General features: G+C 64.2%; 11 protein-coding genes. 4 read left to right on the top strand and 7 right to left on the bottom strand.

Going from position 1 to position 12,458, the window contains the following annotated elements:
• Nucleotides 1-12 precede the first annotated feature (12 nt).
• The 6 genes from JWJ88_RS20870 to JWJ88_RS20845 all read right to left on the bottom strand — a co-directional run bounded on the left by JWJ88_RS20870 (nt 13) and on the right by JWJ88_RS20845 (nt 6,332).
• Nucleotides 13-804: an ABC transporter ATP-binding protein gene (locus JWJ88_RS20870; RefSeq protein ID WP_205297107.1), complete on the bottom strand. Its 792-nt coding sequence runs from the start codon at nt 802-804 to the stop codon at nt 13-15.
• Entirely contained in the window at nt 798-1,793 is a 996-nt protein-coding gene (locus JWJ88_RS20865; RefSeq protein ID WP_205297106.1) for an ABC transporter permease, read from the bottom strand. The genes JWJ88_RS20870 and JWJ88_RS20865 overlap by 7 nt, the downstream gene beginning before the upstream one ends.
• A 10-nt stretch (nt 1,794-1,803) precedes the next feature.
• Nucleotides 1,804-2,835 (bottom strand): ABC transporter substrate-binding protein, encoded by a 1,032-nt coding sequence (locus tag JWJ88_RS20860; RefSeq protein WP_205297105.1) that lies wholly within the window; start codon nt 2,833-2,835, stop codon nt 1,804-1,806.
• Nucleotides 2,836-2,845: 10 nt separating this feature from the next.
• Nucleotides 2,846-3,952: an LLM class flavin-dependent oxidoreductase gene (locus JWJ88_RS20855; RefSeq protein WP_205297104.1), complete on the bottom strand. Its 1,107-nt coding sequence runs from the start codon at nt 3,950-3,952 to the stop codon at nt 2,846-2,848.
• A 16-nt stretch (nt 3,953-3,968) separates the two neighbouring features.
• Nucleotides 3,969-5,123: an acyl-CoA dehydrogenase family protein gene (locus JWJ88_RS20850; RefSeq protein WP_205297103.1), complete on the bottom strand. Its 1,155-nt coding sequence runs from the start codon at nt 5,121-5,123 to the stop codon at nt 3,969-3,971.
• 234 nt (nt 5,124-5,357) lie between these two features.
• Complete coding sequence (locus tag JWJ88_RS20845; RefSeq protein WP_205297102.1) at nt 5,358-6,332, bottom strand: helix-turn-helix transcriptional regulator; 975 nt, start codon at nt 6,330-6,332, stop codon at nt 5,358-5,360.
• A 135-nt stretch (nt 6,333-6,467) separates the two neighbouring features.
• Between JWJ88_RS20845 and JWJ88_RS20840 the strand changes: the two genes are divergently transcribed.
• From JWJ88_RS20840 to JWJ88_RS20825, 4 genes are all read left to right on the top strand, one after another.
• The gene (locus tag JWJ88_RS20840) at nt 6,468-8,609 is read left to right on the top strand and encodes a TonB-dependent siderophore receptor (RefSeq protein WP_205297101.1); all 2,142 of its coding nucleotides are present in this window, start codon (nt 6,468-6,470) and stop codon (nt 8,607-8,609) included.
• A 1-nt stretch (nt 8,610) separates the two neighbouring features.
• Complete coding sequence (locus JWJ88_RS20835) at nt 8,611-9,696, top strand: ABC transporter substrate-binding protein (RefSeq protein ID WP_205297100.1); 1,086 nt, start codon at nt 8,611-8,613, stop codon at nt 9,694-9,696.
• Between the two features lie 12 nt (nt 9,697-9,708).
• Nucleotides 9,709-10,770, top strand: a complete 1,062-nt coding sequence (locus tag JWJ88_RS20830) for a siderophore-interacting protein (protein WP_205297099.1) — start codon at nt 9,709-9,711, stop codon at nt 10,768-10,770.
• Nucleotides 10,771-10,877: 107 nt separating this feature from the next.
• Entirely contained in the window at nt 10,878-11,321 is a 444-nt protein-coding gene (locus JWJ88_RS20825) for a CBS domain-containing protein (RefSeq protein WP_205297098.1), read from the top strand.
• Nucleotides 11,322-11,384: 63 nt separating this feature from the next.
• Here the strand turns inward: JWJ88_RS20825 and JWJ88_RS20820 are convergent, their stop codons facing one another.
• A complete protein-coding gene (locus tag JWJ88_RS20820; RefSeq protein ID WP_205297097.1) occupies nt 11,385-12,386 on the bottom strand; it encodes a substrate-binding domain-containing protein in 1,002 nt (333 codons plus the stop codon).
• Nucleotides 12,387-12,458 lie beyond the last annotated feature (72 nt).

Below are 12,458 nucleotides of genomic sequence, written 5' to 3'. Positions count from 1 at the left end.
GGCTCCCTCGCCCTACCAGATTGAATCCAGACCCAGATGACCCAGCGCCTCATGGCGCAGTTCAGCCAGCCTGGGATCGCCGCGATGGCGGGGATAGGGCAGATCAACCCTGAGATCGGCCACGACGCGGGCCGGACGCGGGCCAAAGACGATGACGCGCTGCGCCAGATAAAGCGCCTCTTCCACGTCATGCGTTACCAGAACTGCGGTCAGCCCGCTCTGCTGCCACAACCGGGTCAGTTCGGTCTGCATCGCCAGCCGCGTCAGGCTGTCGAGCTTGCCCAGCGGCTCGTCGAGCAACAGGACGTTGGGCCGGTTGACCAGCGCCCGGGCCAAGGCCACGCGCTGTGCCATGCCGCCTGAAAGCTGGTGCGGATAGGCTTTGTCGAAACCCGACAGGCCCACCAGCTTTATGGCGTCGCCCACGCGGTAGCCCTCGGTCTTAAGCGTCCCTTGCGCCTCAAGCCCAAGCGCGACATTGGCCCGCACAGTGCGCCATGGAAACAAGGTCGGGTCCTGAAAGACCAGTATGCGCGAGGGGTCTGGGTCGGCCACCTCGTCGCCCGCCACGCGGATATGGCCCTGTGCCGGATGATCCAGCCCGGCGATCAGCCGCAGGAGCGTGGACTTGCCGCAACCCGATGGCCCCAGCAACGCGACAAAGGAACCCGGTTCGATATCGAAACTGATGTCGTCCAGCACCGGCAGCGGCGCGCCCTCCAGATCGAAGCGGTGCGAGACCGCCTCGATGCCGATGGCACTGCCCGCCTGTTGCGGGATGATCTTGAGGGCCTGTGCTACCACCGCACGACTCCTTTCTGCCAGACAAGCACCCTGTCGCGGATGCGGAAAAGAAGCGTGATCAGCCCCGAGCACATCGCCGCCATCACGAACAGCGCGGCATACATGTTGGCATAGGCCGCCCAGCCCTGCGCCCATTGCAGGTACCAGCCCAGGCCCGCCTCGACGCCCAACATCTCGGCCACGACCAGCACGGCGAAAGAGGTGGACAAGCCCATGAACAGGCCGACGAAAACATGCGGGAGCGCCGCCGGAACCGCTACGCGCAGGATCAGAAACAACGGCGAGGCCCCCAGCGTCCGCGCGATTTCGTAATAGTCGCGGTTGACCGCGGCGATGCCCGACCATGTCAGCACCGCCACCGGGAAGGCCGTGGAAAAGGCGATCAGGAACACGCTGGCCGAGCCTGAAGTGGGAAAGATGAAAAAGGCCAGCGGCAGCCAGGCGGTGGCGGGCAGCGGCCCGATATAGCGCAGCAGCGGCGTAGCCCAATAACTGACCGCCCGCGACCAGCCCATGCCGATGCCGATCAAAAAGCCTGCGATGGCACCGAAGAAAAAGCCCTTGGCCAGCAGCCAGACCGAGAACGAGGCACTGTAGAGTATCTTGGGCCAGTCATAGATGAACACCTCCAGCATGGCCTGCGGCGTGGGGAAAAACGGCTGCGGCAAGATGCCGGTCTTGGCGGTCAGCACCGTCCAGACCGCCGCGCTGATACCGATGGCCAGCAGCCAGGGCGCGCGCTCGGCGGTCCAGCGGCCGACACGGCCCAACCTGTTGCCGCCAAGGCCCAGAGCCGCCAGCACACCGCCGACGACAGCCCAGCACAATGCCAGTTCGCGCACCAGCGGCTGAAAGGTCAGGTCCTGCCAGAACAGCAGGATTGCCACGGCCGCGAACCACCCCAGCGAGGCAAGCAGCGTCACGCGCTGGACAGAGCCGGAGGGATGCGATTGCGCACCAACCCCGGTTGCAATTTCGATGGAAGCCATTCCGTCCTCCCTAGGCCGTCAGCACGTCGGCATAGACCCGCTCGGCGAATTGCTGTGGATCGGTCGAACGGCGGAAGACGTTGATGGCGCGCAGTTCCTCGGCATATTGCGCGATCTCGGTCTTCAGGTCGGCGCCCGTCGGCGTGTGGTCATGGGTCTGATCCTTGAGCACGGCGATCAGGTCCTCGACGCTGCGGTTCTTGGGCGCCTGCGGCAGAAACGCCTTGGCGGCATCCTCGGGGCGGGCCACGGTCCAGTCCTGCGCCTCAAGCAGTGCGCGGGTCAGTGCCCGGGCGGTCTCGGGGTCGTTACGCACAAGGCTGCCGCTGAGACCGGCGATGCAGCACACCCGGTTTTCGAAACCGTGATCCAGGTTCGAGGCGATCTGCACATATTTATCAGGTGTGTCGTTCAGCCAGAAATACGCCCGGGGATCGCCGTCGGCGATGGCATCGATCTCGCCCCGTTCTGCCGCGATCTCAAGCACGTCGGTCGAGAAGGCCCGCCATTTCACATCGGTTTCGGGGTCAATACCGGCCTGATGCAGCAGGATCGAGAAGAAATTTTTGCCCGGCGCAGCAAGGTCTGTGACCCCGATGGTCTTGCCTTTGAGATCGGTCAACTCCTTGATCCCGGTGGATTGCAGCGCAACCAGACGCGAGCAGCCGCCATGGGTCCCGGCGGTGATCTTGACGTCGAAGCCCTGCTCCAGCGCCTTGAGCCAACGCAGCGCCATGCCGACGCCGCCGTCCGCCTTGCCGGTGGCGATGGCCTCCAGCAGCGCCTCGGTCGAGGCACCGAAGTTCACGATCTCGACCTCGAGCCCGTGTTTCTCGAATATGCCATGGTCTTGCGCAACGAAGACCGGGGCAAGGCAGATCGCCGATGCGTTCGAGGCGAACCGGAGCGGTTTAAGGCCCCCTGCCCCCTGTGCACGGGCCAAAGAGCCGACGCCAAGACCCAGAAAAGGCGCGGCAAGCGCGACGCCGATGCCCGATCGCAGCAGGCCGCGGCGCGATGTGGTGACGATGTTTCGGTCCATGATGTTTCCCCTATTCAGCAGCGTGGCTGGAAGTGAATTCGGCCGCAACGCGCGCACGTACGCGCGGGATCAGGTCGCGGCCATATTGCAGCGCGTCCGGCAGCGGATCGAAGCCCCGGATCAGGAAGGTCGAAATACCCAGCCGGTAATAATCCAGCATCGCATCGGCCACCTGATCGGGGGTGCCCACCAGCGAGGTCGAGTTACCGTTGGCGCCTGTCAGCGCAGCGATCTCGGTCCACAGCCGCTTGTCCAGCCGGGCACCCCGGGCAGCGGCGGCCAGCAGGCGGCGCGAACCCTCGTTCTGCGGTTGATCGGGGTTGAGCGTGTTGACCAACCGTGGCTCGTCACCCGCCGCACGCAGCGCCTTGGCCTGCTCAAGGATACGTGCGGCCTTGGCCCATGCCGCGTCCTCGGTTTCAGCAAGAATGGGACGCAGCGACAATGAGAAACGGGGATTGCGACCATGGCGGGCTGCTGAGGCGCGGACGGCGGCGATTGTCTGGGCAACCTGTTCGTAGGTCTCGCCCCACAACGCATAGACGTCGGCATGCTGGCCGGCGACGTCGATCGCCGCCGGGGACGAACCGCCGAAATAGACCGGGACACCCTCGGGGCCTTTGGGCCTGATATCCGCCAAGGCACCCTTCACCCTGTAGTAGTCGCCACGATAGTCGAAGGGCGTTTCGCTGGTCCATTCCTGCCGGACAATATCCAGATATTCGCGTGTGCGGGCGTAACGCTCGTCCTTGGTCAGCCAGTCGCCATCCTGTTCCAGTTCGCGGTCGTTGCCGCCGGTGATGATGTGCACGGCAACGCGCCCATCTGTCAGGTGATCCAGCGTGGCAAGCTGTCGCGCGGCCAGCGTGGGCGCGGTAAAGCCAGGCCGGTGTGCCAGCATCAGCTTGAGCCGGCTGGTGACGCTGGCCACATATTGCCCGACGAACAGGCTGTCGGGTGTCGAGGAATGAAAGGCCAGCAGCACACGATCAAAACCGCCCGCCTCATGGATCGCAGCCGAGGCGCGGACAAAGTCGCGGTCGATGACCGGACCCCGACGCGGAATGATTTCCGAGGCGTTGTGATTGCCGATAAAGCCGATGAATTCGACGGACATGGTTATTCTCCTGATGTCAAAGCCCAAGCGCGGCGCGTCCGGCGACGACCAGAACGCTGTCTTCTTGCGGGCTGTGGATGCGGCCGCACAGAACGTCGCGGTAATGGCGTTCCAGCGGGTTGTGGCGGGCGATGCCGTGATTGCCGGCCAGTTTCAGCGCCCCTTCGACGGCAGCGATGGCGTTCTCGGTGGCGACATGCTTGATGACCCCGGTTTCGCTGGCCGAAGGCACCCGCTCTGCATCCGCCTGTTCGGCAGCCGAGGCGATCAGGCGGCGATTGACGGCGATACGCTCTTCGATGGCGCCCACGGCCTCTTGCATCCGGGGCAGTTCGGCCAGCGGCTTGCCGAGGTTTGCTGGAACCCGCGACTTCAGGAAGCCGACGATCCAGTCGCGGCCCGCCTCGGCCACCCCGGTATAAAGCGCGGCGATCAGCAGGTTGACCCAGGCCGAGGTTTCATCCCCGCGAATGGCCCATTCCGTCGGGCGCCGGATATCCGCCGCATGATCCAGCGGCAGCAGCACATCGTCGAACCGGACCTCATGGCTTGATGAGGCACGCAGCCCCAGCGTGTCCCAGGTCGGGACGATGCGCACACCTTTGGCCTGCATGGGAACAAGAAACTGCCCGACGCGGGCCTCGTCCTCGTCCGTGCGAGCCCAGACGATACCCCAGCGCAGCCCTTCGCTGCCGGTGGAATAGATCTTGCGACCAGACAGCAGCCAGCCATCGCCGGTTCGGCGGGCAATGGTCGCCGGCAGTCCGCCGCGCATTGGCGTGCCAAGCTCGGGCTCGACGCGCAGCGCGTTGATCAACGCCCCCTCGGTCGCAGCCTCGCGCACGACGCGCGCCACCAGCCCGGCGGGCCATCGCCCGCGATGCAGCGATGCCAGTTGGGCATATTGCATCACCAGCACCAGACCGACTGCCGGATCGCCACGGCCGATCTCGCGGATGACCTGCGCCGCGACCCCCAGTCCCGCACCCCGGCCACCAAGGTGCTGCGGGGCGGTCAGGGCAAGCAGCCCGTTTTCGCGCAGCGCCTCGACCTGCCGAAAGGGGAAGCTGGCCGTGCGATCGTCCTCTGCTGCAGCGGCACCGAATTCGTCGGCCAGCCTTTGCGGGGTTTCGATTTCGTCGAGCTGAGTCGTGATCGTGGTCATAAGCATCGGGCTAGGATCCTGCAGTTAAAACCACGACCACTTTAGTCGCGTTAACGCCGAGCCACTATTCCAAAGCCGGAACGGAATGGAGAAGATCCTGCCTCTTCCCGTCGCCAAGATAGAAAAACCAGACCCCGCGCGGCCCAACCCTGCCGCTGATCGCGGGGGAGTGCGCTTGCAGCGGACGGCGGCTGCAAGGCCATGGCTCGCAGGTCGATTCGACCCTTGCCTCTATCCTGCTTAGGCCTGCGCGCGCCCTATAGCACCGGGGGGATATCCATAGAGCCGCCGGAATGCGGTGGCGAAATTCGCGGCTGTCGAGTAACCGGCCAGCGCCGCAGCCTGCTGGATCGTGACTCGCCGCCGCTGAAGCGCATCATGGGCATCGGAAAGCCTGCCGCGCCGGACGTAATCGAATACGCTAAGGCCAAACGCCTCGCGGAAAAGCCGCTGCAAGGTGGCTTGGCTTACGCCCGCCGCTGCAGCGATATTGGCAACCGAGTTCGCACCGTCCGCATCTTCGCTGATGAAGTCGCAAGCGCGGCGAAGACGCGCCATTTCGGGCGGGGACAGACGCGACGCCTCGATCTGTGGTTTTGCCATGGCACCAAGCGTGGTGGCCACGATCTCGATTGCGCGCGATTCAAGATACATATTGTGAAGCGCAGGAAGCGCCGGGGCCGGATCAAAGACTTCGGCAATCAGGGAGATCATGCGTGTAGGCAAGGCCCAGCGATGATCCACAAGATCGTCGCCCAAGGCCGCCCCGCCGCCAGACAGACCTGCAGCCTCCATCGCCTCATCCGTCAGCCAGTCCAGATCGGCGGACACGACCAGATGCCGTAGACGTTGCGCACTGCGCGACACGCGCTGAAAGCGCTCGGTCTCACGGCACAGGAAGGCGGCTCCTATGGGGGGCATGGCGGCCGTACGGCCATAGGCGATCTTGCGCCGGCCGATGGTCAGATCGACCCGCCCCTCCAGAAAGAAGACACAGTTCAACCCCCGATCAAGCTGCGAGGTCACGGTGAAGGCGTGCTCTTCTACCGCATCGCTCAGGTGGATCGTCAGCCCCTCGCGCATGCGCCGATGCAGAAAGGCGCCCCGCATCAGCATCTGGTCGGCATCCAGATCCTCGGGGCTGTCAAAGCTGACACCGGGACGGGTCAGCATATCACTGACGCGCATCATAAGGCTGCGATCGTTGATCATCATGGGGACATGAGCTTTCGCAAACGATTCTGATTGGCGCGCAAAATCCGCGCCAATTGCGCGAATGGGCAGAGCTGCCCTATGGCATAGATGAACCTGACAGGATCTGTCAATTATACGGCAAAGGGTGGCTGGACGATGCGCAACGGTATGGCATGGCTATTGCGGGGAACCGCGCTTGGTCTTCTGACGGCGGGACCGGTCTGGGCACAAGACGCCAGCGTGATGCTGGACCCGGTGGTCATCGATGCCGAAGCCGATAATGCGCCCATCGCACGCAGCGCCGCATCTGCCTCCAAGACCCGCACCCCGTTGACCGAGACGCCGCAGGCCGTCAACGTCGTCACCCGCGCGGAAATCGAAAGCCGCGGCGCGCGCACCGTCGCGCAGGCCCTGCGCTATACCCCCGGCATCCATCCCGAACCGAACGGCGCCGATATCCGCTATGACTGGCTGTATATCCGCGGCTCGAACACTTACGGCACCATCTGGCTGGACGGGCTGATCCTGCCGGGCGATCCGAACAACTACGCCACGCCCACGATCAACCCTTATGCGCTGGACCGGATCGAGGTCGTCAAGGGGCCGGCCTCGGTGCTTTATGGCCGCTCTATCCCCGGCGGTCTGGTCAATCTGGTCAGCAAACGCCCGGAACGGCAGGCCAGCCACGAGGTGGTGCTGGGCTTTTCATCCTTTGGTGGCGCACAGGGCGGGTTTGACACCACTGGCCCCCTTAGCGACACGCTAAGCTATCGCCTCGTCGGGCAAGTCCGCAACAACCACACCCAGATCGACCGAGAGCGGGATCGTCAGATCATGCTCGCGCCCAGCCTGACATGGCAGGTCACGCCGGATACAGTTCTGACCGCCTTTGCCTATTACCAAAAGGACAACCCCGACAACTTCAACCCGCGCTTCTATCCGGCGACGGGCACGCTGATCGACAACCCGGCGGGCAACATCCCGCGCGATCTGTATATGGGCGACCCTTCGCTGAACGAGTTCAACCGCACCACCCGCGCCATCGGATACGAGTTCAGCCACCGCTTCAACGACGACTGGAGCGTCGGCCAGACACTGCGCTATGCCAAATCCGAACAGGATATGCTGCTGGTACTGGTCAACCCGGCCTTTGCCTTTGACGCACCGGGCACCGTGCTGAACCGTGCTTCGGCAATCTCGGACGACTATGTGACCAGCTTTAACGCCGACACCCGGCTTGAGGGTCGGGTCGTGTCCGGCGCGGTCGAGCATCGCCTGCTTTTCGGGGTGGATTACCTTCGCGCCGATTCCAGCACCAATTTCGGCAATGGCGTGGCGGGGGTGCCGCCGCTGGACTATCTGGACCCGGTCTATGGCACGGTGGACATTCCCGCACCCGCCGTGACCCGCTCGGCCCTGCAAGAGCAGACGCAGACCGGCATCTATGCCCAGGACCAGATGCGCTGGGGGAAATGGATCGGCACGTTGGGCGTTCGCCATGACTGGTCCCGGATCGAAACCCATAACCGCATCAGCGATGAGCGGTATACGAACAAGGAGGATCAGACATCGTATCGTGCCGGCCTGATCTATCTGGCCGAAAACGGACTGGCCCCCTATGTCAGCTATTCGACCGGCTTCCTGCCGTTGCTGGGTGTCGATGCCTTTGGCAACCCCTTCAAGGCGCAGGAAACCCGCCAATTCGAGCTTGGTGTGAAATATGCGCCCGCGGACGGACGCGGCATGATCTCGGTTTCGGTCTATGACATGAAGATCAAGAATGCGCTGACGCCCTATGATGCATACAGCTCGGTCCAGACCGGAGAGCAGCGGGTGAAGGGTGCCGAGATCGAGGCGAAATACGAAATCACCCCGCAGTTCAGCCTTGCCGCGTCCTATGCCTATACCGACGGCAAGGTGACCAAATCGAACAACCCGGTCGAACAGGGGCGCGAAATCCAGACCCTGCCGCGCCATCAGGCGACGCTCTGGGCGGATTACCGTCCCGGGCAGGTGCCGGGCCTGCAGCTTTCGGGCGGCATCCGTGCCATGTCGGACTATCAGACGGACAACAGCTACAACCCCGATCTGCGCATCCCCGGCCGTGGGCTGGTCGATGTCGCGGCAAGCTATGAGCTTGGCGGGCTTGGTCCCCAATGGGACGGCGCGGCGGTCCAGCTTGCGGTGACGAACCTGTTCGACAAGGAATATGTCAGCCATTGCCGCAACGCGACCGGAGGAAGCTGCAACTATGGCACTGCGCGCGAGGCGACGCTGAACCTCAGCTATCGTTGGTGACATGCGGGCCCTGATCCTTGTCCTTGCCCTGATCCTGCCCGCCATCGCGCGGGCAGAGATCGTGCTGACCGATGCCGCCGGGCGCGAGGTGCGGCTGGACCGACCTGCCCGCAACATCGCGACCAATGACAGCCTGCTGCTGCTGTCCCTGGCGCTGCTGGAGCCCGACCCCGTCGCCACTGTCGCCGGCTGGGGCGGGCCGCAGCGGCTGGATGCAGGTCTGAAAGCCGCTGTCCGCGCCCGCTTTCCCGCAGTCGATGATGTCCCGGAAATCGCCGGGGTGACCCCGGCATCAACCTCGGTCGAGCCGATCATCGCGGCGGCGCCCGATCTTTTCGTGGTGACGCTGTGGGACCCCGGCTGGCAGCCTTTGGCCGAGCGGCTGGAGGCGGCGGGAATCCCGGTGCTGTTTCTGGAGAACAGTGAAGATCACCGGATTGACCGCGTCACCTCTTCGGCGCGCGCGCTGCATCTATTGGGCCGCGCCATGGGCCGCGAGGATCGTGCCGACGCCTTTGCCGATTTCGCCTCGGCCCGGATGGAGGCCATTCGACAAGCCGTCCCCGCCGATGCGCCCCGGCCGAAAGTGTTGGTCGAAGGGCATGCCGCCGGTCCCTGCTGCGCCGTCCCCGGCCGCGACAACATGCTGGCCCAGATGGTGGCGCTGGCCGGCGGCGAAAGCTTTGGCTCGGGGGGGATCGCGGGATACGATGGCCGTGTCGCGCCCGAGACCCTGATGATCGACGGTCCCGCCATCTATGTCGCCACCGGCGGCGCGCATCTGGCGGGGGCCGGCGGCTTCGTCATCGGCGCCGGCATCCCGCCGCAAGACGCCCAGCAATCGCTGGAGCAGGTGCTTGCCGGCTCGATCCGTCGCAACATCCCCGCCGTGGCCGAAGGCCGCGCGCATGGCGTGTCGCACCAGCTTTCGATCTCGGCGCTGAATGTCGTCGTGACCGAATGCCTTGCCCGATGGATTCATCCCGAAATATTTGCCCATCTGGACCCGCAGGACACGCTGGACCGGATCAACACCGATTTCCTTGCCGTTCCCCTAAGCGGCAGCTTTTGCATCGACGCCCCCTGAAGGAACCCCCTCGTGACCCGCAAGCTTACCGCCCGCTGCCACGTCCGGCTGTCCGACCCGCATGCCATCATCGCCACGCTTTGCGCGCATCTGCAGGATCACCATGCCTGCCACCGCGTTCTGGATGGGGTGCATCATATCACCCTGCACAACGCGCAGGCCATGATCCGGCCAGCGTTGCCGGTGACGGAAATCAGCATCGAGGCGCCTGATATCGAGCCACTGTATTTCATGCGTCAGATACTGGCCGAGCATGTCCTTGAACTGTCCGCGCCCGACCAGCCGCAGATCGCCTGGCAGGGCGATGGCAGCACCCTGGATCGCCCGCCGAACTTCCAGATCATGCAGGTCACGCGCGTCGAAACCATCACCCCCCGCATGCGCCGCCTGCATTTGCGCGGCGATGTCGGTCGCTTTGACCAGATGGAAGCGTTGCATCTAAACGTGCTTGTGCAAAAGGACGCACGCCATCCGCAATGGCCCCGCGTCGGGTCCAGCGGCCAGATTATATGGGATAATCCCGACAGCAGGCCCGATTATCGCAAGTATACGGTGCGCGAGGTCGAACGCGACCGCGCCACGATCCTTGTCGATTTCGTATTGCACCCCGAGGCCGGCCCCGGTTCGGCGCTTGCGGATACGGCACGGGAGGGCGACGAGATCGGCATCGTCGGGCCGGGTGGCGGTGGGCTGAGACCGGCCGATCACTATCTTTTCGCGGGCGATGAAACGGCACTGCCCGCCATCGCGCGAATGCTGGACGCACTGCCCCCCGAAGCGCAGGGCCGCGCCTTTATCGAGGTCGAGGATGCCGCCGAGATCCAGAATCTGGCCACGCGTTCCTCGGTGCAGGTCGAATGGCTGATGCGCCGCGGTGAAACGGGGGCCCAGCTTAAACATGCGGTTTGCGCGGCGGGTCTGCCTGATCCGGCACAGGGCAGCCGCTATCTTTGGGTGGGCTGTGAATATTCGGCATTCCGCGCCATCAGGGCTTGGCAGCGCAACGAGACCGACCTTGAAAAGGGCGAACATCTGGTCGTAAGCTATTGGCGACATGGAGAAGCGGCTGTTTAGGCACCGGCGCAGCAGTCCAAAGACGGGCTGGCTTGTGTGCGGCGCGGTGATTGCTTTGAGGGGGATTTCCCCCATTCAGAAACTCTGAAACCGCAGGGGTGATGGCGATGGCATTCGTTCATTATGTTGTGGAACAGGCACGGGAACGGCTGGTCATGATGAATGAGGCGGCCGACATTCTGGATGTTGCCCGCCATCTTCAAGCCGGAACCGACATGGTCGTCCTGCACGATGGGCGGGATTGTCTTTCGGGCATTCTCACCAAGACGGATCTGGTCGAACGGCTGGCCCGAGGGGAGCATCTTCACACCCATGCACCTGTTTTCACGGTCATGCGCCGAGAGGTGGTGACATGCAGGGAAAGCGATGACCTCAGGGCGCTTTGGTCGTTGATGCAAGAACGGGGGCTGAAAAACCTGCCGCTTGTCGATGGCGCGGATCACCCGGTCGGGGTGCTGAATGCGCGCGATGCTCTGGAATGCCTATTGCGGGAAACCGAGAATGAAGAGGGGCTGCTGCGGGACTATATCATGGGTTTCGGCTATCGGTGATCCCTCAAGACAACCGCTCTCGATCCACGCTGCAACAGCCGCGATCCCGCACTCACCGTGAAACTACGGTTCTGCCGCCGATGACCGCCGGATAACCAGTTCGGGCAAATCGGCCATGACGGTTCTGCCGGTTCCCTCGATCCGGTCGAACAGCAGTTGCACGGCTGCCTCCGCAACCATGGGTAGATGCAGATCAACGGCGGTCAGGGGCGGCTGGGACAGCTTGGCCCTCAGGCCGTCATAGCGGGTGACGATGCGCAACTGGCCGGGGATAGCGCGGCCAAGATCTCGTGCGGCCCGGACCGCTCCGCTGGCAAAGGCATCGACCGAGGCGAACAGGCCGTCGATCCCCGGATCGTCCCGCAGCAACCGCAATGCCTCGCGGTAGCCGATGTCTTCGCCCTCGGCTTCATCCAGTCTCAACAGCGCAGCCTGCCCCCCCCGACGTTCTGCGAAGGACAGCCAAGCCTGTTCAGCCTCGATCTGGCTCGACCGGGCACTGGAGCCGATCACGCCCGCGATCCGTCTGGCCCCTTGTTGCGCCAGATGCTCCAGCAGCAGGGTCGCCGTCTCGGCCGAGCGGATATCGACGGCGGGAATGTCGGGACGGCCCGGCACCGTGCCGATAGACACCACCGGCGTCTTGCGGCTTTCAAAATGCACCACGACCGGGTCGTCGCGAGCAGGCTCGACCAGTATCACGCCGTCAAAGCCCACCGAGCCATAGCTTTTGACCGAAGGGTGCGGCGGGATCAGGCACAGCGCAAGATCGCGGGTCAGCGCCGACATGGCAGCCGAGGCCGCGATCTCCATCAGAAAACCCAGTCGAGATGGCCCGGCGGCAACGGCGAAGGGCATCGATGAGGCCAGCGCGATCACCCCGGTCCGCCCGCTGCGCAGCGCCCGCGCCATGCTGCTGGGGTGATAGCCGATCTGGGCGGCAAGCTTCTGAATACGGTCCCGCGTGTCGGGATCGACATGTCTGCGACCACTGAACGCGTGCGAAACGGTCGTGACCGACACCCCCGCCGCCTTTGCCAGATCCGAGATCGTCGGTTTGCTCAAGATATTTCCATGCGCCAAGTGTTGACCGCCAGTTTAGCCGCAAGCCGGCCGGACCGGCAACAAAACGATTTG

The organism is Paracoccus methylovorus (assembly GCF_016919705.1).
Taxonomy (GTDB): Bacteria; Pseudomonadota; Alphaproteobacteria; order Rhodobacterales; family Rhodobacteraceae; genus Paracoccus; species Paracoccus methylovorus.
The sequence above is the reverse complement of the archived record's forward strand: the minus strand, read 5'-3'. Positions and strand labels throughout refer to the sequence as shown.

Coding starts and splice junctions, on each gene's coding strand:
- JWJ88_RS20850 (WP_205297103.1), bottom strand. CDS start 5,123: ATGCTTATGACCACGATCACGACTCAGCTCGACGAAATCGAAACCCCG.
- JWJ88_RS20825 (WP_205297098.1), top strand. CDS start 10,878: ATGGCATTCGTTCATTATGTTGTGGAACAGGCACGGGAACGGCTGGTC.
- JWJ88_RS20865 (WP_205297106.1), bottom strand. CDS start 1,793: ATGGCTTCCATCGAAATTGCAACCGGGGTTGGTGCGCAATCGCATCCC.
- JWJ88_RS20855 (WP_205297104.1), bottom strand. CDS start 3,952: ATGTCCGTCGAATTCATCGGCTTTATCGGCAATCACAACGCCTCGGAA.
- JWJ88_RS20840 (WP_205297101.1), top strand. CDS start 6,468: ATGCGCAACGGTATGGCATGGCTATTGCGGGGAACCGCGCTTGGTCTT.
- JWJ88_RS20845 (WP_205297102.1), bottom strand. CDS start 6,332: ATGATGATCAACGATCGCAGCCTTATGATGCGCGTCAGTGATATGCTG.
- JWJ88_RS20860 (WP_205297105.1), bottom strand. CDS start 2,835: ATGGACCGAAACATCGTCACCACATCGCGCCGCGGCCTGCTGCGATCG.
- JWJ88_RS20835 (WP_205297100.1), top strand. CDS start 8,611: ATGCGGGCCCTGATCCTTGTCCTTGCCCTGATCCTGCCCGCCATCGCG.